At 42.6% G+C, this 18,803-nt stretch carries 15 protein-coding genes; 9 read left to right on the forward strand and 6 right to left on the reverse strand.

The features are described 5' to 3' along the window. The first annotated feature begins 1,049 nt into the window (after positions 1-1,049). Together EPO18_RS14090 and EPO18_RS14095 are read left to right on the forward strand one after the other, a co-directional pair. Positions 1,050-1,922 carry a PEP-CTERM sorting domain-containing protein gene (locus EPO18_RS14090; protein ID WP_292434248.1) on the forward strand — a complete coding sequence of 291 codons (873 nt, stop codon included), beginning with the start codon at positions 1,050-1,052 and terminating at the stop codon, positions 1,920-1,922. Between the two features lie 366 nt (positions 1,923-2,288). After that, positions 2,289-3,347 carry a nitroreductase family protein gene (locus tag EPO18_RS14095; RefSeq protein ID WP_292434250.1) on the forward strand — a complete coding sequence of 353 codons (1,059 nt, stop codon included), beginning with the start codon at positions 2,289-2,291 and terminating at the stop codon, positions 3,345-3,347. A gap of 163 nt (positions 3,348-3,510) precedes the next feature. Here EPO18_RS14095 and EPO18_RS14100 read toward each other — a convergent pair whose 3' ends face one another. Next, positions 3,511-4,395 carry a ThiF family adenylyltransferase gene (locus tag EPO18_RS14100; protein WP_292434252.1) on the reverse strand — a complete coding sequence of 295 codons (885 nt, stop codon included), beginning with the start codon at positions 4,393-4,395 and terminating at the stop codon, positions 3,511-3,513. 262 nt (positions 4,396-4,657) lie between these two features. Between EPO18_RS14100 and EPO18_RS14105 the strand changes: the two genes are divergently transcribed. Then, positions 4,658-5,389, forward strand: a complete 732-nt coding sequence (locus EPO18_RS14105) for a PEP-CTERM/exosortase system-associated acyltransferase (protein WP_292434254.1) — start codon at positions 4,658-4,660, stop codon at positions 5,387-5,389. A gap of 147 nt (positions 5,390-5,536) precedes the next feature. Here EPO18_RS14105 and EPO18_RS14110 read toward each other — a convergent pair whose 3' ends face one another. From EPO18_RS14110 to EPO18_RS14125, 4 genes are all read right to left on the reverse strand, one after another. Further along, positions 5,537-6,820: a TolC family protein gene (locus EPO18_RS14110; protein WP_292434256.1), complete on the reverse strand. Its 1,284-nt coding sequence runs from the start codon at positions 6,818-6,820 to the stop codon at positions 5,537-5,539. Between the two features lie 114 nt (positions 6,821-6,934). After that, complete coding sequence (locus tag EPO18_RS14115) at positions 6,935-7,600, reverse strand: ATP-binding cassette domain-containing protein (RefSeq protein WP_292434258.1); 666 nt, start codon at positions 7,598-7,600, stop codon at positions 6,935-6,937. A gap of 12 nt (positions 7,601-7,612) precedes the next feature. Further along, on the reverse strand, positions 7,613-8,782 hold the full coding sequence (gene devC / locus EPO18_RS14120; protein WP_292434260.1) for an ABC transporter permease DevC: 1,170 nt from the start codon (positions 8,780-8,782) through the stop codon (positions 7,613-7,615). Beyond that, the gene (locus tag EPO18_RS14125) at positions 8,779-9,720 is read right to left on the reverse strand and encodes an efflux RND transporter periplasmic adaptor subunit (protein ID WP_292434261.1); all 942 of its coding nucleotides are present in this window, start codon (positions 9,718-9,720) and stop codon (positions 8,779-8,781) included. The genes devC and EPO18_RS14125 overlap by 4 nt, the downstream gene beginning before the upstream one ends. 790 nt (positions 9,721-10,510) lie before the next feature. Here EPO18_RS14125 and EPO18_RS14130 point away from each other — a divergent pair. After that, positions 10,511-10,912: an RNA recognition motif domain-containing protein gene (locus EPO18_RS14130; RefSeq protein ID WP_292434263.1), complete on the forward strand. Its 402-nt coding sequence runs from the start codon at positions 10,511-10,513 to the stop codon at positions 10,910-10,912. Between the two features lie 138 nt (positions 10,913-11,050). On the opposite strand, the gene xrtA is transcribed toward EPO18_RS14130, so the two are convergent. Then, positions 11,051-12,565 (reverse strand): exosortase A, encoded by a 1,515-nt coding sequence (gene xrtA / locus EPO18_RS14135; RefSeq protein WP_292434265.1) that lies wholly within the window; start codon positions 12,563-12,565, stop codon positions 11,051-11,053. Between the two features lie 335 nt (positions 12,566-12,900). On the opposite strand from xrtA, the gene EPO18_RS14140 reads away from it, so the two are divergent. From EPO18_RS14140 to uvrB, 5 genes are all read left to right on the forward strand, one after another. Further along, positions 12,901-13,689, forward strand: a complete 789-nt coding sequence (locus EPO18_RS14140; RefSeq protein WP_292434267.1) for a hypothetical protein — start codon at positions 12,901-12,903, stop codon at positions 13,687-13,689. Between the two features lie 63 nt (positions 13,690-13,752). Then, entirely contained in the window at positions 13,753-13,980 is a 228-nt protein-coding gene (locus EPO18_RS14145; RefSeq protein WP_292434269.1) for a hypothetical protein, read from the forward strand. Positions 13,981-13,986: 6 nt separating this feature from the next. Continuing rightward, positions 13,987-14,898, forward strand: coding sequence for an HprK-related kinase A (locus tag EPO18_RS14150; RefSeq protein ID WP_292434271.1), 912 nt, complete (start codon positions 13,987-13,989; stop codon positions 14,896-14,898). Next, positions 14,891-15,979 carry a nucleotidyltransferase domain-containing protein gene (locus EPO18_RS14155; protein WP_292434273.1) on the forward strand — a complete coding sequence of 363 codons (1,089 nt, stop codon included), beginning with the start codon at positions 14,891-14,893 and terminating at the stop codon, positions 15,977-15,979. The genes EPO18_RS14150 and EPO18_RS14155 overlap by 8 nt, the downstream gene beginning before the upstream one ends. Positions 15,980-16,551: 572 nt before the next feature. Next, positions 16,552-18,564: an excinuclease ABC subunit UvrB gene (gene uvrB, locus EPO18_RS14160; protein WP_292434275.1), complete on the forward strand. Its 2,013-nt coding sequence runs from the start codon at positions 16,552-16,554 to the stop codon at positions 18,562-18,564. The last annotated feature ends 239 nt before the right edge of the window (positions 18,565-18,803 follow it).

Consider the following 18,803-nt stretch of genomic DNA (forward strand, 5'->3'; position numbering starts at 1 on the left):
ATTTTCTGTAACCTGACTCGCCATTCTATTTCCGGTTCGCATGGCGAAATTTTTCAGCCTCCTCATTTGCAAATTCTTGCAAATGCTATTCGTACTTACATAAAAACCAAATAAGTTCAGCTTCATTGAATATTTCAATCCTCAAATATCTGTCAGCGTGCCGCAGCATTTTGTTGATAAGAACCTCAGATCGGGCCGATAGACACTCTGGAATATATTTTTACAATCTTTGTCGTACGCCGAAGACTTAAGATGTTCAGATGGACTGGAGAGTGTAATTCAATTTCTTGGCTGCCGGTTTACCTCTCATTTCTCTCTTAGAAGACTGTCGGACTTATCAGCTTCTATGTCTCATCTATGTGTAAAATAGCACTGAATTCAACCATTTCACCGGCATGAATTTATGCGTCACTTTATCCAAATTTGATCGAAACCAACAGTATTTGCTTCCTTTAATTACACCCGAGGCTAGATCATCCCTACCTTGCAGCCGTGCGCGGGTTAGATCTAAAGAACGCTCTATATGAGTAAGCCATTCCTTCCGTCAAGGGGTTAGATGTCAAGAATTATTACAACTTCTAAAGAGACAAATAAAACAGGAAGTTAATACCATAAAAATTAATTTCTCATTAGCCACAGATAAATTATAAATCAGGAACCGTATATACAAATGAAGCACGCACCGTAGTAAAAGCAACACGGATCGTTAATACGGGCGTTAATCTTCAAGTTATTCCATTTCCAAAATTCGGATGAATCACATTTTAGCTCTCGCGAAAAATCCTGGCGCGCTTACTGAGTAGCGTTAAAAACAACTGAGTTTCCAATAAAGCGAAAAAGTGTCATGTTTTTTTACAACTACGCTTGCGTCCATAGTACATAGAATGAAACCCATGCAATCATATTCATAATAACTCCTTATATATCAATATATTGTTATTTTAATCACCTTGTTGGCACAAGACCTGCATATGTTATTGCAGGTGGACTGAACCACTCTGAAATAATTAACTTTCACTTAATTAAAAACACAAATAGGAATAGAAACCATGAAAACTAAAAAATTGACAGCAAGCGCTGCCGCACTCGCAGCGGTAATGGGATTGGCAGCAGCAAGTAGCGCAAATGCTTTTACAATTTATCCTGGCCAAAATTTATTGGAGGACGATGATTTTGAATCTCAAGTCGTCGATACTAACGGCAATAACCAACTTGACGTGGGCGATACGTTAGAAGGTATAGTCAATATTACAAAAATCGTAGGACAAAGCATACCCGGCCTTCCTTTTAATAACGTTCTAGGCAGTGGAACCCAATTAGCCGCAATCTTCAAGACCGAGGTTACCTCCAGAACCGATATAGTGCCTGGTTTTGCAAATTACAGTTTCGGCACGAAAACGGGCGAAACATCAATATTCAAGTTTTTCGCACTGAATGCTGAGACATTTCCTTCAAGTGGTGGATGTACATCATTTGCCGCGTGTGAAACTCTTTTAACCGCAGGCGCATCTGCATGGTGGGAATTTGGCTTTACTGGGGATGCCGATGAAGAATGGAATTCTACAAACACACCAGTGAATCCTGATATCTTCACGGGCGTTTCAACAAGCTTGGCTTTGGGCAACTTCAAATTTGCACTTGGCCTTATCGACAAGCACAATGCTCCCGATCTTAAATTGGTAGATTTGGATTGCCTACCCGGAATTCTTTATAACTGCGCAGGCGACGGCAAAGTTCAGCTTGCTGCTAGCGGTTCCGTTTTAGGCACAAAAGAAATTTTGGCCCAAAACCCCAACTTCCCCTACACCGTATCCAGCGATACCGATTTTCATATCAACGTAGTACCCGAGCCAACCAGTCTAGCTCTACTCGGCGCAGGTCTATTTGGTTTTGGATTCAGACAGCGTAAAAACCAAGCTTAATCCGGCATTAGTTATCTGGAAGCACCATCCGTGGAGCTTCCAGATACAATACCACCTCTTACCTATTTAAGAATGCCGTTTTTCGTTACTGCTTACGAGCAATAATCCCCGCAATACATGGGCTGTAGCCCTCCCGATTTAAAAAATGTGTTCCACCCGGATCAATTTTGACAGTGTAAAAACCCACATACCAAACTAATCTTTATTCCCAAAGCTGGACGGGGCATATTGCGTAAATATCTATCGTCAATACAACAAACACGGTGCTAGAAATCCCCCTGGCTAATTTGAAAAAAATTAATCCATTTTCCACGCTCCATGTAAAAATGCTCCTCCACAACAATTATTAAATCAGGAGAGAACACCATGCCCACATCCGGCGCTTTAAACCTCATTTTACAAGCCGCGCACCAAGCACCGTCCGCCGACAATTCCCAGCCGTGGCGATTGGGCTGGTTTAATCAAACTTTAAGCGTTGCTTATGACACCGCTCGGGTAAGCCATAAAACTTTCCCGGCCGATAGCCCGGCGACCCTATTAACAATAGGTGCGGCTCAGGAAAACATTACCCAGGCCGCGAATGCAATCGGACACCCACTTACATGGCAAGTTCCTACCAGCCTGGATCCTAATCAGCCTGTTTACTGTCAGGCTCTGCTTGAACAAGCCACTGAAAGCACTCAAGTTTCCGCTGATGCGCTGCCTTTATTCAAGCGGCACACCAACCGCTTACCTTATCGAGCACAAAGGCTACCCGAAACCTTGCTCAATACGTTAAAAAAACAAACAGAAGCATCGGCCCACGTGGTGGTTATCGATCAGCCGTCGACAATCAGTCAGGTTGCCGGTTTGGTTAAACAGGCTTCTGAAATTCGATTTCAAACCCGTGAAATCCACGAATGGCTTGCTAAAAGTTTACGCTTTGGCAAATCCTCTGGTTCGTACGATGACGGTTTAGATGTGAATACTTTGGATTTACCTCCAGGCGGCATTGCCTTTCTGAAGCTAATCAGTGCTTGGCCGCGCATGAAAATCCTTAATTTATTAGGCGCTTATAAAGCTTTGTCATTTATTGATTCCAGGCCGGTTAAAGATGCTCCTGCGCTGGTGGCCATTGTCGGACCTTCGGGCTTTCAGGATATTTTAGCTGCAGGCCAGTTGATGGACCGTATCTGGATTGATTTAAACGCTCAAGGTATCGCAGTTCATCCCTATTATGTGATTGCCGATCAGTTACACAGGCGGCAAGCAGGGGCAATTCCTGCCGGTTTAGAAAAACAGGCCGATGCAGTCTTTACCAAGGCTAGGGAAATATTCCAATTCGGCGAAGGAGAAACATTACAGATGCTGCTACGGGTTGGCTATCCTAAAAAAACTCCGGTATTGTCGAAGCGGCTACCACTTGAAGTTGTTTGTTCCATATAGCCGTTAGGTTATTGGGTTGCTGTTTTTTGCAACTCAATAACCTCTAATTATCCTGGCAATGCAAGCAGCGCCTATTTTGTATGAAAAATTAAGCTATTAATGATAGCTATCATTATCTCGAAATAGATAGCCACATAAATACTATACAGCGATACAACCTAAATCAAGCTACTGTTTTCTCAGCTATTTTTTTAAATTGCCGTTTTGCCAGCATTAACCTAAGGCGTTGTAAAGGATTGCTGTTTCCTCCGGGACGCCAAGTTTTGACCAGCTTGTTTTGATAAGCGTCAAAATGCAGACCCCATGGCGCCGCGACTATATTGCCCCGTTTCAACAAGATTTTTAACGCCTGGGAAGCTGCAACACCTGCGCAGAGCTCGCAGCCCATCGGTGTGGAGGGACCTTTGTGATTTAGTAGATCAAAGGTTGTCGGGTCAACCAGATAGCCGCCATGCAACATGGCGGGCGATAATCCGATTAAAAAATGCAGAGCTTTGTCCATGTCCGACTTTCCTTGCATTTGAAAGTATTGTTCAAAAGTCATTTGCCCGGGCAGGAAATTTAAGAATGCTGAACCCATACCTAGCGGCGCGGCAGTGACCGCTGGAATACCACGTTCGGCGCAAGCGGCAAAAATTGATTCACGGGCGGCAAAAGCAAAAAAATCGATGCCATCCACATATACATCCACATCTGTTAAAAATTCTGCCAGATTATCCGGGGTTACACCGTCTGGAAATTTTTTTATTTCCAACGTAGGATTGACATCAAGTGCCATTTCTTCAAGGACTTCGGATTTGTGGCGATTAAGATGAGACATGCTGGCACCAGCCTGGCGATTAAAGTTAGGCAGTTCAAAACGGTCAAAATCGGAAATGTTAAATTTTCCGACACCTAATCGCGTCAGGGTTATTAAATGGCTTCCACCTACACCACCTAAACCGGCAATAGCGACGCGTTTGTTTTTTAGTATATTTTGTTCTTCGCGGGTCATCCAGCCGATGTTTCTTGAAAAAGCAGTATGGTAATCAAAGAGTGTGTTGGTCATGGTAATGGTCCTGATAATTTAAATTGCGGGACGAGCTTAATCGTTTCTAACCATATATCATCTTTAACAATTCGACAATCCATTTATTTAACCGATTATTAATTGAATATATTGAGAATAAATTCTTCTCTCCTTATTTATGTGATCAACAAAAACTGGTTTTCGATGTTTATTTTTTCAGATTGTTAAGAACCATTTTTATTATTCCGCTATAATTTTCCAAACAATTAATTACCTATATTAAAATTAAAACGGTATTCCTATGACTAAAAGCATTATTGATACCTTTAACGAATATTTCGATATAGTACCTGCAATTTCGGACGAGCTTAAAAACGAGGTTTATAAATTGCGTTATCAGGTATATTGCCTTGAAACCGGATTTGAAGACCCCGCTTTACACCCTGACGGTATGGAATACGACGAGTTTGACAGTCATTCTGTCCATTATCTGATTCGTCATCGAAAACTTGGTGTTTATATGGCAACGACTCGTCTTATCCTGCCCTGCCCGGAGAACATTGAAAAACTATATCCAATCGAAATATATACAAAAATAGACGATTTTGGAGCGCTAAAACATATATCAAGAAATTGTCTAGCGGAAGCGTCGAGATTTTGCGTATCAAAGGAGTTTAGACGAAGAAAACATGAGATAAATACCGTATCGGGTATTAGTGAAGAAGTAGAAAAAGTTTTTGCTCAAGATGAGCGGCGTATTTTTCCTCATCTTACCCTTGCGTTGTTCACCTGTTTAATTAAAATGAGTCGCGAAAACAACGTCCTTGATTGGTATGCAGTTATGGAACCGGCATTGATACGGGTTTTTTCAAGCATAGGGATGAATTTTATCGGCATCGGTCCATTAACGGATTATCATGGCATGCGGCGTCCTTGTACCATTAGGGTAGATGATTTGTTGAATGGAGTGGCAAGAAAAAACACAGAATATTGGGATGTGCTAACTAATAAAGGACAGTTCTGGGCCATATAGCCTAAAATTAACTATGCCCATACGCATCATTGTCGGTTTACTTCCTGCGGACAAGTAACACTACAAACATGACAAAGTCAAAGATAACGTTTACCTTGTTTAAGGCATGCAGCGTCGTAGTATATGAAATTCATACCAGTAATCAATTTACAAGATGCCTATTGCACGGCGTAAGTGCAGCACAGCCAATGCCGCATCATAATTGGCATCGTTAAAATTGCCGTGCGTAGTAGTACGTAAATCTTCCGCCTTAAGCACGTCTGTATTGGTGGACAAACCCTGCTGATAGCGGTCGGCAGTCACTTTTAAGTTTTCATCGGCTTGCGCTATGGCTTGCTGAGTCACCGTTATGCGTTTTTGTGTTTCTTGAAAATCCAACCAAGCCTGTCTTACTTCTAATCCGATCATGGTGGTTAAATCATCCCGCTGCTCTTTTAAGGAAATAGCTTGCCGAGTAATCGTATCGCTTCGATGACGGGAACTGCCGTCAAATATTTTCCACTCCACTCCGACATTAGCCATCCACATACCCTGAAACGCCTGATAGCGGTTTTCCTGATATTGATAGCCGCCATTAACGGCAACCTGTGGCAGCAGATCGGCTTTTGCACTCTCCGCCTGCTGTTCCAATGATTCTGTCTGTTGTGCAAGTGCTGCCAATTCCGGACGCATTTTTAACGCGTTGCTGCTCAGGTCGCTTAATGTTTCTTTTGGAACATTCGGGAACTGGTGGACCAGTTTAACGGCATTGGCAAGATTTCGATCCAACAACCGGTTATAGTGCGCCCTAGCAACATCCAGCTGATTATTCGCCTGCACAACCAGCTGCTGGGCATTGACTAATTCGACATTGGCCGCCAATACGTCATTGCGCGCGACTACGCCTTGATCGAACAGATTGTTCACATCCTTCATGTGCTGCCCTAACATATCGACATGACTTTGCGCGACCTGTAAGGCGCTTTCCTTGCGCAATACCGTGACATAGGCTTCCGCCACCTGCATTTTGATGTTTAATACCGAGGTGATCTCGTTGGATTGAACTGCTTGCAATGAAGCTTCGGCGGCATCAATGCTATGACTGATGCGGCCGCTGGTAAAAATAGGCACCGAGGCGATCGCCTGAGCTTTTACGCTTCCGGCCTGGCTGGTATTAAACTGAGCTGTTTGGCCGTCTATTTGGGTTTTTGCTGTGGGTGTTTCACTAAACTGAGTATAACCACTGCTCACATTAAGGCTTGGCAATCGTTGCCCTTTAACCGAATTCAACTGCTGTTCTGATGCGCTGGTATCGGCTTTTGCTGATTTGATCTGATGGTTATTTTCGATAGCAATGCTCCAGGCATCTTCCAACGTTTCCGCCGAAGCTTCTGTAGCAGTCAATATTATTAAAACGCTCATCAAGCCGGCAATCAGACAATTGTTATTCATTAGCATAGAGCATACCCATATATAAAAATTTAGAACTCTCTATAATTATAGTTGGGATTTTTCTTAGAAACTATCTTAAATACTGCAGCTAAGTTATTTAATTTTTTTAGTTTCTCAGTTTTTAATAATACCGTCTTCGAGTTCCACTATCCGATCAGCGATATCAAGAATTCGATAGTCATGAGTCACCAGCAATATGGTCGTGCCTGATTCTCTGGCAAGTTTTTTAAGTATGCCAACTGCGTCGTGACCGCTTTGCTTATCCAGCGATGCAGTAGGTTCATCGGCAAGTATGATTTTTGGATTACCGACCAAAGCCCGCGCAATTGATACGCGTTGGCGCTGGCCGCCTGAAAGTTGGTCCGGCTTGTAATGAAGACGGCTGGATAAGCCTACGGCAGACAACAACTCTGCGGAACGTTTAAGTCGTTCTCGCTCATTCAAGTCACTGTGCATTTCAAGAGCCATGCTGACGTTTTGCACAGCAGTCAATGATTTAAGCAAGTTGTGTTGCTGGAAGATATAGCCTATTTGCTGGCGTATTTGCACTTTGATGTGCTCTATACTGTTTACAAGCTGCTTGTTCAATACTGAAACACTACCTTCTTCCGCTTGGCGTAATCCACCAATAATAGTCAATAAGGTGGTTTTCCCCGATCCCGACGGCCCGGTCATGATAACAATCTCACCGGCATCTATAGAGAGGTTGACCTGTTTTAACACCTGTCTTTGCAATTCACCGTTGCCATAGCTAAAACTCAAATCTTGTACATTAATCATGTCTGTCGGCCATCAGAACATATCCGCAGGATTAGCCGATTTAAGTTTACGCATGGCGAGCATACCGGCCGTTGCACACATGGTTAAAATAAATAGGAAGATGGTAATAGTTTTATTCAATGTCATAGGCATGGGCATATAAATTTGTCCCTCAGCCAAGTGATAAAGACCAATTGACAATATATAGCCCGGCATAAACCCTAAAATAGCCAAAAAAAATGCCGATGCAAAAACAACTCTTATAAAATAATTGTTCTTGTATCCCATCGCTTTTAAAGTGGCAAACTCATTCAGATGGTTAGCTATATCAGTAAAGAGAATTTGGTAAACGATTACCATGCCTACTACCAACCCCATAACTGCCCCAAAACCAAAGATAAAACCGATAGGGGTCCTAATTTGCCAATAAAGCTTCTCAGATGCGACTAATTGATCAAGCGTGAAAAAATTGATATTTTTATTAAGCATGGCCGTAAGTTCTGACCTTACTTTCTCTACATTAGCACCTGGCGCCAGTTTGATAATTCCAAGGTCGATCTTTTCAAGAGTCCGGTTGGGAAAAATCCGTGAAAAATTCAAGTCACTGGTGACCACATTAGCGTCGGCCGAAAACGAGATTCCCAACCGAAAAAGCCCTACCGTTTTAACTTTATGGTCATTTATTTCATTAAGATCCTTTCCCTCGGAAATTAATTTACGCATGAGGCCAAATTCAGGCCGGGAGGATTCATCAAAGAGTATCGTATCTTGTTGGCGAAGCTGTTCATGGTTAGCCTGGATTTCCTTGATATCCATAAGATTAACGTCTGTGTCATATCCATAGACTACCAATGTTCTTTTAATTCGTGTTTCTGTATCCTTGAATTGAGCTAACCCCATATACATAGGATAGGCGGAAGCTACTTCAGGATGGCCAAGGGCGCGCATTAGTTCGCTGCGTTCAAATTGTACCGAACGCCACATTGCTTCGGTTTGTTTGTGCATAAGAAATAAATCGCCATTCATTTTGGTTGGCGAAGAAGAAGCGCCGGCAAAAAGTGAGTCTTTAAAGCCAATCTGCATAAAAACCAACACCGTAGCAAACAATACGCCGAATATAGCGGCTATGAGCTTGGTGCGGTCATGAAACAATTGCCGCCAAGCCAGACGCGCAGGAAACCAAAATGATGTAATCAGACTCATGGCCGTATCCGTGTTTGAACCTGCCGATAAATCTGGTGTTGTAAATCGGTAACCGCTTTATCTTCCAAAGTCAGGCGTACCTCGATAACCCTGTTGTCTTTGTCGGCCAGCGGATCGGTATCGTTTAAGTCATTTTTTCTGACCTGAAAGCCAAGCTCTCGCACCTGAGCTTTATAAGGGGTTGGATAGCCTATTAATTGGATTTCCGCTGTTTGTCCGACATGGACTTTGGTCAAATCGGCTTCATAAACTTCCGCCACAACATCAAGCTGAGTCAAATCAGCTATTTCCAATAAACCCTTGTCTGTAATTCTTTCACCAGGCCGGGCCTGTACTTTGATAATAGTGCCGGCAATAGGCGATTTGATGACGGTTTTAGCCAGATTTTCTTCCGCTACCTGTTGATCGGCCTTGGCGCTTGCGATTTCCGCTTGCAATTGAGTTATTATTGCTTGCGATTGCTGGAAAGACAGACGCTTTTGATCGGCTGTTGAAACGCTGGCTGTAGCTGTTTTAATAAGCGATTGATAACGCGCATGTTCTTTCTCATTATAGGCATGGGCGATTTTTTCAACGGCTAGTTTTGCCTCAAGAACCTTCACATTAGCTTTTGCGACTTCAATATCCGCTTGCCTTTTACTATGATCAGCCAATAAACCTAATATGTCTTCACTTTTGACCAGATCACCTTCCTGAAAAAAAAGTTTCTGTAAATTAGCGCCTTCAACACCAGCATTATGAGAGACGCGAATTACCCGGCTACGAGGTTCGATCCGTCCTAGAGCACCAACACCCATAAGCTGATCACTGGGTATTTTTGAACCATCTAGCTTCGTCTCCGTAATTTGTTCTGCCGAGGCAAAGCCAGTCAAATCGATAACAGCATTTAAACTAAGAAAAATAATTAACTGAAGAGTGCTAAGTTTACGAAAGTACATTAATACAATCCTGTTTGTGATAAACCTGTCAATCAAACTTTAATTGCAGTATCAACTGGAAAATTGAAGCTATTTAAATTGTATAGCATAGCTCAACATGAAAAATAATCTGTTAGAAAAAATTAATTATAGATTTCCTTTCAGACACCACGTAATTTCTTGAGCTCAATACAGAGATATTTTAAAGAGGGGAAAGTATTTCATAAGATTACAGCTCATTTGGTTCTTATCAAATATCTAAATATAGCAGCAATTAATGCTCTGATTCTAAATGCCGTTTTTAATTTGTTTGCCCTGGTGAAGCAGCTTGCTAATCAAAAAGAATTTTGATCACCTACTTATCCAAGGTGAAAATTGCGCGAATTGTGCTCGACCGGATTTTTGCGAAGAAAAATCTCAATAACGAGAGGCGTCCAAAATGACTAATATAAACATTACATCCGTACAAATTGTCAGTTTTTTTTACACAATTAAAAATTTTTAGCCATCAAATATATGCCATATAATCACAATACATTGTAATTTAATATAAATTATTTTTTGGTTCAAATAATGCTTTAATTTAAGAACTAATAACGCTATTAGCATTTAGCCTTTTAAAATTTGCATTTCAAACTATTATAAATATGTCCCACACAAACGGTAAAAACTAAGGGGAATAAAAATGAATAATAAGAATAATAAAAAGGTTGCTGGCTTTCAAAAATTTGACCTCCTTTCTATTAGAGAAAGTAACTAAAGAACCATCATTTTAAATACATGGCGCATCTTTTATTTTAAGGTTTGATATATGCTTGTCTTTTTTAAAAATATTCCACCGACTACCCAAAAATCAGATTTGATTGAGGTCATCAAACCTGCTATTAAGCGCAATCTTTTTTATCGACTTTTTAGTCTTCCAGGAACTATTGTTGATATAACGCTGCTCAATTTATTAGACAATGAACAAAACATACTTAATGCTCATGGCGTAGTCACAATAATGCCCGATGATGTTGCATCTCTGGTCATTAAACAGCTTGATAGAAAAGTTGTAAATGGTAGACGTATAACTGTTAGAGAATATCACATTAGATCTGAACAAAACGATCCAAGAAGAGCTTCCAACGATATCCCTCAAGACATTATTGATCAACGTGTTGGAGATCGGCGACAATATAAGCTTGTTCCTTGTTTAGGAATGCCCGCTTGATGTTTTGGCTGATATCGAAAGTAGAGATTAGCCAAAACCAAAATCTATCTGAAAATGTTAAATAGCTTTTGAACGCCCAGTATCACTTAATAAAATAGCACGGGCTTTTATTTAGGACTCACAAAATATAATGCATACTTAGTTAACAGTAAGCCAGCTTTGTGCAATATTTTTTAAAAAGAACTGCGCTTGTTGATAGTCATCACGTGGGGCTTCAGTCAATAAGACAACTTGTAATTCAGATGATGAATCTTTCGATAAGCGTTTAATTAATTGTAGCCACTTAGCTCGATAAGGGTCAGCTGTATTGTGGGCACCAATTTGATACCAACGCAAAACAACTAAATTTCTTTCGCTTCCGCCAAGTACAGCCTGATCAACCACCAGCGGTTTATCATCATACTCCTTCAACTGAACAGTGCCGGTTTGAACCGTTTTCCATGCGATATGCTGCGCCGATGTCACCAACACATTCTGTGAATTAACAAGTTCCGACCCTCCTTGGGATTCTCGTCCAAAGCTTGCCCGATAGACACCGAAAATATCTTGACCATTAGAAAAATACATCATCGAATCCGAACTAACTCCATTAAAACGAGGCGTCCATCCCCATTGTGGATCTTGTACAGACTCCCAACCCTTTCCACTGAAAGCAATCTTCTGATCCAGCCCATTATTCTCAGGCATTTGTTGCACCTTGGATAACCAAACAGAACTTACAGGCCAGATTAAATTTAAAAAACCGACTAAAAATAAAGCCGAAAAAAACGCTTGATTAGCAAAAGTTGTTACCGTTCCTTGATGAGATATTGATAAATCTTGTGTTTGGGATATTGGCGGATCTTTCCAAAAAGAGCCGAGATAAAACAATAGCATCATTACCAAACCAAAAAATAATGCGCCGTAAATAATATGATCGACACCCACAGCCAATGTCATATTACTGAAATGTCCTAGCATTACAATTAAAAAGGCACGAATACCGTTAGCAAAGATAGGCACAATAATAGTAAGCAGCATAAACAATACTCTTTTCCAATAACTGGAAAAAGTAATGTAAGCGTATACAAATCCGAGCGATATCGATGCAATTAAATAATTGATACCGCTACAAGCTTCAGCAACTGTCCAGTTGCCGGAAGTTAAGGTAAGATTAAGTCCTTCCCGAAAAACTGGAATTCCTGTGAGGCGGATTAAATACACTGAAAATGTAGCGGTAAATTCCATCAACGGAGCGATAAGATCACTCCCGACAGGAACCATAAAAAAAAGATAACCCAACGGAAATAATATTTTTGAGGTGATACGGTCGCCTAGTATTACCCAAAACCCGCTTATTAACATCCCAACAACAGCAAATTGTTTAACAACCTGAATATTAACCAAGTCCGCAACAAGCCAAAGAAAACCGTTTGCAATTACGGCAATTAACGCTATCCAACTGATTGTCGGACATAAAGCCAGATAAGTACTTCTTCGCGACCAGCATAACCATAAACTGATTGGAGCAATGACAAAGCCGTGATTATATGAACTGGAACGATACCAAGTCTCAACAATAGAGCGCCATGTATCAAAGAAGATGGATATTGATAAGAGTGCAATTAAAAACACCCCCCACGCTGCTTTTACCCAGTAATCAGATGACTTCATTAACAATTCTCTAGCTATAGTTACATCAATGTGGAAAGGCTAAGTAAAATATCAATTAAATTCTAACATAACATAGTTCAATCGGGCATTTGGCGAGAAGAATAACCGCTAAAAATTTGCTTTAGCTTGCACGATATTTAAGTCGTATATTTCGAGATCGGCTTACACTCCTCAATCAAAAAAATTATGGTATTTACCGGCCTTTTTCTATTAAAAATAATCTCTTGTTTAAACTCATTTTGCATTACAATGAGACTGAGAACCGAAGTAGACAAAAAAAAGAGTTTTTGTTAACCTTAATAACGTTGGCCAACTTACTTAAAGGTATTACAACAATGAATGCAAAAAGTAATAAAATTGTTAAACCAGACGAAAGCCAAAATGTAAATCAAACAGTTGATAAATCGCGGCGATCGTTTGCCAAAGTAGGGGCGGTTGCGCCGGTTATCATGACCTTGACCAGTAAGTCGGCGTTGGGCAGCGCCTATCACTGCACAATTTCCGGCACACAATCGGGCAATCATTCCAGTCCCCATGATAACACTACAAATTGCGGCGTCGGCTTTTCACCTGGCGGCTGGTGGCAAAATGCCAGTAAATCAGGCAATCAGGATGGAAATATTAACCAATGGTGCAAAGCAGGGATAAATCCTTTTTCTATTAAATATGCCGCTATCCCCCCGAGCTCGAGCAAAGTTAAGCAGATACAGGTACAGGGCACTTGGATAACTGCAACTGCTGCTAACAATTGGCTTTCTATTTTTACGGCTATTAAAAGTAAATTTGGCCAACCGGCAACCGCGACAGCTTTTGCACCGATTTTTGGCGGTAATCTTCAAGGATCTCTATGGGATGTATTGGATCAACATCAAGGCACCCTGGAATGGCATGCCGTTGCCGATTATCTTAACGCCCTTCTTTATGCAGCCGATCCGGTGAATTATGCAGGTTTCGGAGTTGTATATAGCGGAGTAAGCGCTTTCGATATCGTCAACCTCTATAAATTGGCAACCGGACAAATCTCTTCTTTTACTTCGCAAGACGGGGTGTTGATTAATGGCACCTTTAACGGCGGCACCAACGGAAGCGGCGTCAAAAGTTATTTAGAATCGCTTCATCATTAATCTTCATAAATGGAAAGCCCGAGGTCTTGGGAGATTTGTCAAGATTTTGCGATTATTATCCGGATGATTGATGATCAGCGCTTGGTTTATCACACTGGCAGTGGCGACACTCACTGGCTTGGTGCGGAGTCCGGCTTTGTGTTTGATTTGCTTTGGAAATGCAAAGCGCCAATGAACCATGAATTTTTAATCGCCCAAGCCCGGCAGAATGGATTTAACCAACTAGATTCGCTATTGCTAGAAGAAATTTTGAAGGGGCTGTGTGCTCTACATTTAGTCAAAATCAGTTGAGTTATTTTGAGCACCCTAAATTCGCCAACACAATTGATGAATAATGGGCGCTTTATAATAAAGGTTGGCCCTTTTGCGGTACGGATACAATCAGAGATTGAGTCTGTTCAACAAAGCATTATTCGTTTGTACTGTGACTATCCTCAGCTGCCTAAAGATAGTTTCTGCGACTTTTATGTCAGAGTGTTCCGTCCTTCCGGGCTTAGACGTTTTTTCCGCAAACAAGCCCTGTTCGCGTTCGATCAGTTTGTCCCTTTTAAGCCTTTACCCTATTCGCAAGCCTTTCCGTTCTTTGAGTGGGGACTGAACTGGTGTATATCCGGTTATTCGCACCAGTATTTAATCATTCATGCGGCTGTTGTCGAAAAAAATTCCAAAGCTTTGATCCTGCCTGGCTCGCCGGGTTCGGGTAAAAGCACCCTATGCGCCTCACTCATTAACAAAGGTTGGCGGCTGCTTTCAGACGAGTTGACTTTAATAGATTGTCTTACCGGCAATATCGTCCCGGTACCTCGCCCGGTCAGCCTGAAAAATGAATCAATACAACTGATTGCCGACACTTATCCGAACAATGAATTCAGCCCCGTTGTGAACGATACCTTGAAAGGTTCGGTGAGTCTGATGAAACCGCCGACAGAAGCAGTATCAAGAGCTAATGAAATCGCCTTACCGTGCCTGGTGGTCTTTCCCAAATTCCAACAGCATATTGATATGCAATTAACACCGCTGCCTAAAGCGGAAGCTTTTATGAAACTAGCCGACTTGTCTTTCAACTACAGTGTGTTGGGCGCTGAAGGTTTTGAAGTTTTGGCTAAACTGGTTGAACGAAGCCGCGCTTATGATTTTATCTATGATGGCGACTTTGATCAGGCATCGGCTTGTTTTGAACAGTTGTTGGACGATGTGGAGCATGGATAAAAACATAGCAAATTTGCTCATCAAACAATTGGTTTTTGCGCGCACCGAAGACTGCCATACTAATACCAATTGGGAATTGTTGCTGCGACAGGCAAGAGCTGCTGGCGTCATGTCCAGATTGGCTTTTTTTTGGAAGAAGTTCGGGATGTTTGAACCGCCCGGATTTGCCGCCACACATCTTAATTCTGCTTATAAATACTGGCTATCGCAAAAACGTATCGTAAATTGGGAGCTCCATAATCTGCAACAGGTTTTTGAGCAATTGAAGTTGCCGTTAATCTTACTTAAAGGCACTGCTTATTCGGCTGCGAATTTAAATGCGGATTTGGGGCGGGTTTTTAGCGATATCGACATTCTTGTCCCCAAGCAGCGTTTACAAGAAGTCAAGGAAGCACTAAAGTGGAACGGGTGGTTCCCAGAGCCGTTAGACAGCTACGATCAAAACTATTATGAGCGCTGGATGCATGAATTACCCCCTATGCGGCATATTCAGCGAGGTACGACCTTAGATATTCATCACAATATTCTTCCTGAGACTTGCGCTTTATATCCAGATGCCAATTTGCTGTTAAACTCGGCAGTTAATATTCCCAACAGCAATTATTGGATATTGGCTCCTGAGGACATGATTTTACATACAGCAAGCCATTTGTTTTGGGGCGGCGAATTTGAAAACGGCTTGCGCGATTTGAGCGATATTGATTTATTACTGCGCGAGTTCAGCGATAAAAATTCGCGGTTTTGGCAAAACTTGCTTGATCGTGCAGACACCTTGGGTTTGGGCAAACCACTATTTTATGCATTACGTTATAGCAACAAAATACTGAAAACACCGACCCCTGAATCTATCATTACCGCTTCGATGATTTATTCTCCCGGATCTTCAAAAATCAAGATAATGGACTTCCTTTTTCTGCGGGCGCTTAATCCTCCGCATCCGACCTGCAACGATAAGTGGACCGGTTTCGCACGCTGGCTTTTATATATCCGTTCCCACTGGTTGAAGATGCCTTTGCATTTGCTGATCCCGCATCTATCCAGAAAATCGTGGTTGCGGCTGACTAACCAAGGACACCATTAATTCAGTTATCCGTTCAGGAATCTGTCGAACAAGGCTCGGCATGCTTCATTGCTTGGCCAAAACGGATTTTTGGCAGTATTGATTCTTCGGTTCGTTAACCGGTTAATTGAAGGCCATCGTCACCAACTTCCACTCACCAGCCACTGCGGACGCGATCTCTGAACGAGAATTGACGAAAACCCAGTACCAGTTTTTAGCGGACCGAAGATCTTTACTGTAAATCGATTCAGGGTGATTACCGGTTTTTTGAAAATGAGCTTGAAAAAATCATGGACACATTGAAAACTAATAATAGTGGATATAGATATTCATTTCGAGAAAACTAGAACCAGCACTTATACGAAGAATGACCTTGACCTTAATCCGCCGCGATCGAACAGGCAAACGTAATATTCGTCGCCATCTAAACAAGGCAATGACTCATATCGCCAGCAGTTACTGAGCGTGACAACATAATACTATTGCCCTGTAATAACCTTTCCTATCCTTATACAATATTTATATATAAAGATGAACGCTCCAGTATCGGAACGATAAAAATTAATGTGCTATTAGTATATTGAGAAGTCCAAGTGAAAAAGAAGTTTAAAATCCACAGTCGGTTTCAGCCTGCCGGTGATCAGCCTACCGCGATACAAGCGTTGGTTGAAGGCTTGAGCGATGGCGAAGTGCATCAGACTTTGCTGGGCGTGACCGGTTCCGGCAAAACCTTCACGATTGCCAATGTGATTAATCAGGTTCAGCGTCCGGCCATGATTATGGCGCCGAATAAAACCCTGGCCGCACAGTTATACGGCGAAATGAAAGAATTCTTCCCGGAAAACAGCGTCGAGTATTTCGTCTCTTATTACGACTATTACCAGCCGGAAGCTTACGTTCCGGCCTCCGATACTTTTATCGATAAAGATGCTGCGATCAACGAGCACATCGAACAAATGCGCTTATCCGCAACCAAAGCCTTAATCGAACGGGAAGATACGATAGTCGTCGCAACGGTGTCGGCGATTTACGGTTTGGGCGAACCGGAATCGTATTTCAAAATGGTGTTGCATCTGGTCAAGGGTGACATGATCAACCAGCGCGATATCCTGCGACGGCTGGCGGAAATGCAATACACCCGCAACGACATCGATTTGCGCCGTGCGACCTACCGGGTGCGCGGCGAAGTGATTGATGTGTTCCCGGCCGAGTCGGACAGCGAAGCGTTACGGATAGAACTGTTCGATGACGAGGTGGAACGCTTGTCATTGTTCGACCCGCTGACCGGCGAAGTCGTCCGGCGGCTGGCACGCTATACAATTTACCCGAAGAGCCATTACGTCACGCCAAGAGAGCAGTTATTGGAGGCGGTTGAAAAGATCAAGATAGAACTCAAGGAGCGCCTGGAGCAATTGCGTTCCTTGGATAAACTGGTCGAAGCACAGCGGCTTGAACAACGGACGATGTTCGATATTGAGATGATTTTGGAGATCGGCTATTGCTCTGGCATCGAAAACTATTCCCGCCACTTGTCCGGAAGAAGCGCGGGCGAATCGCCGCCGACGATGTTCGATTACTTGCGCGACAATGCACTGATAATTATCGACGAAAGCCATGTCGCCGTGCCGCAGATCGGCGCGATGTATAAAGGCGACCGGTCGCGCAAGGAAACCCTGGTTGAATACGGCTTCAGGTTGCCGTCCGCACTGGATAACCGCCCATTGATGTTTGATGAATTTGAGGAGAGAGCGCCGCAACGGATTTACGTATCGGCAACGCCAGGGCCATACGAAAGAGAGCATTCCGGAGTCTTTGCCGAGCAGGTGGTCAGGCCGACCGGCTTGCTCGATCCGATTGTGGAAGTGCGCCCGGCAACAACCCAAGTCGATGATTTGTTATCGGAAATCAACAAGCGCGTTGCGGTAAAAGAGCGGGTGCTGGTTACAACGTTGACCAAGAGAATGTCCGAAGACTTAACCGAATATTTGATGGAGCATGATGTGAAGGTGCGCTATCTGCATTCCGATATCGATACCGTGGAACGCGTCGAAATCATCCGCGACTTGCGCTTGGGGCAGTTCGATGTGTTGGTAGGCATCAACCTGTTGCGCGAAGGATTGGACATACCGGAAGTGTCATTGGTTGCGATACTCGATGCCGACAAGGAAGGTTTTTTACGTTCGACCGTGTCGCTGGTGCAAACCATCGGCCGGGCGGCACGTAACGTCAACGGCAAGGCGATTTTATACGGCGATAAAATCACCAAATCGATGCAGCAGGCGATCGATGAAACTGACCGTCGCCGCGAAAAACAACATAAATTTAATATCGAGCATCATATCGAACCGAAGACCATTTTTAAGTCGGTCACCGATATTTTACAGGTATCGATCCCCGGTGCAGGCATGGCTAACGCCAACACGGTGCTAAGCAAAGTGGCGGAATTTCCGGCCGACTATAAAGCGACCATGTCACCCAAACAGGCGGGCAAGAAATTGAAGCAGTTGGAAGACGCGATGTATCAGCATGCGAAAAATCTTGAATTCGAGCAGGCGGCTAAGATCAGGGACGAGATTAAGGTGTTGCAGGGGTTGATGTTGGGGTAGGACGCATTCATTGCGTATTGGGCCGAATGATGTCCATGCGGCGCATAGGCTACTCTATTGATACCCTACAAATTGCGCTTTATCGTGTATGGATTAATAAAAGATATTAACTATGATCCAATGCATCTGTGCAATAAATACCGGGTTACGAAAATCTACAATTTAACGAAGTTAATGTAAAAAATATGCAGTTAATATGAAAATGGACTATATTGATAATCAAATTAACCCATATAACT

Source organism: Methylobacter sp., assembly GCF_004322395.1.
Lineage (GTDB): Bacteria > Pseudomonadota > Gammaproteobacteria > Methylococcales > Methylomonadaceae > Methylobacter_A.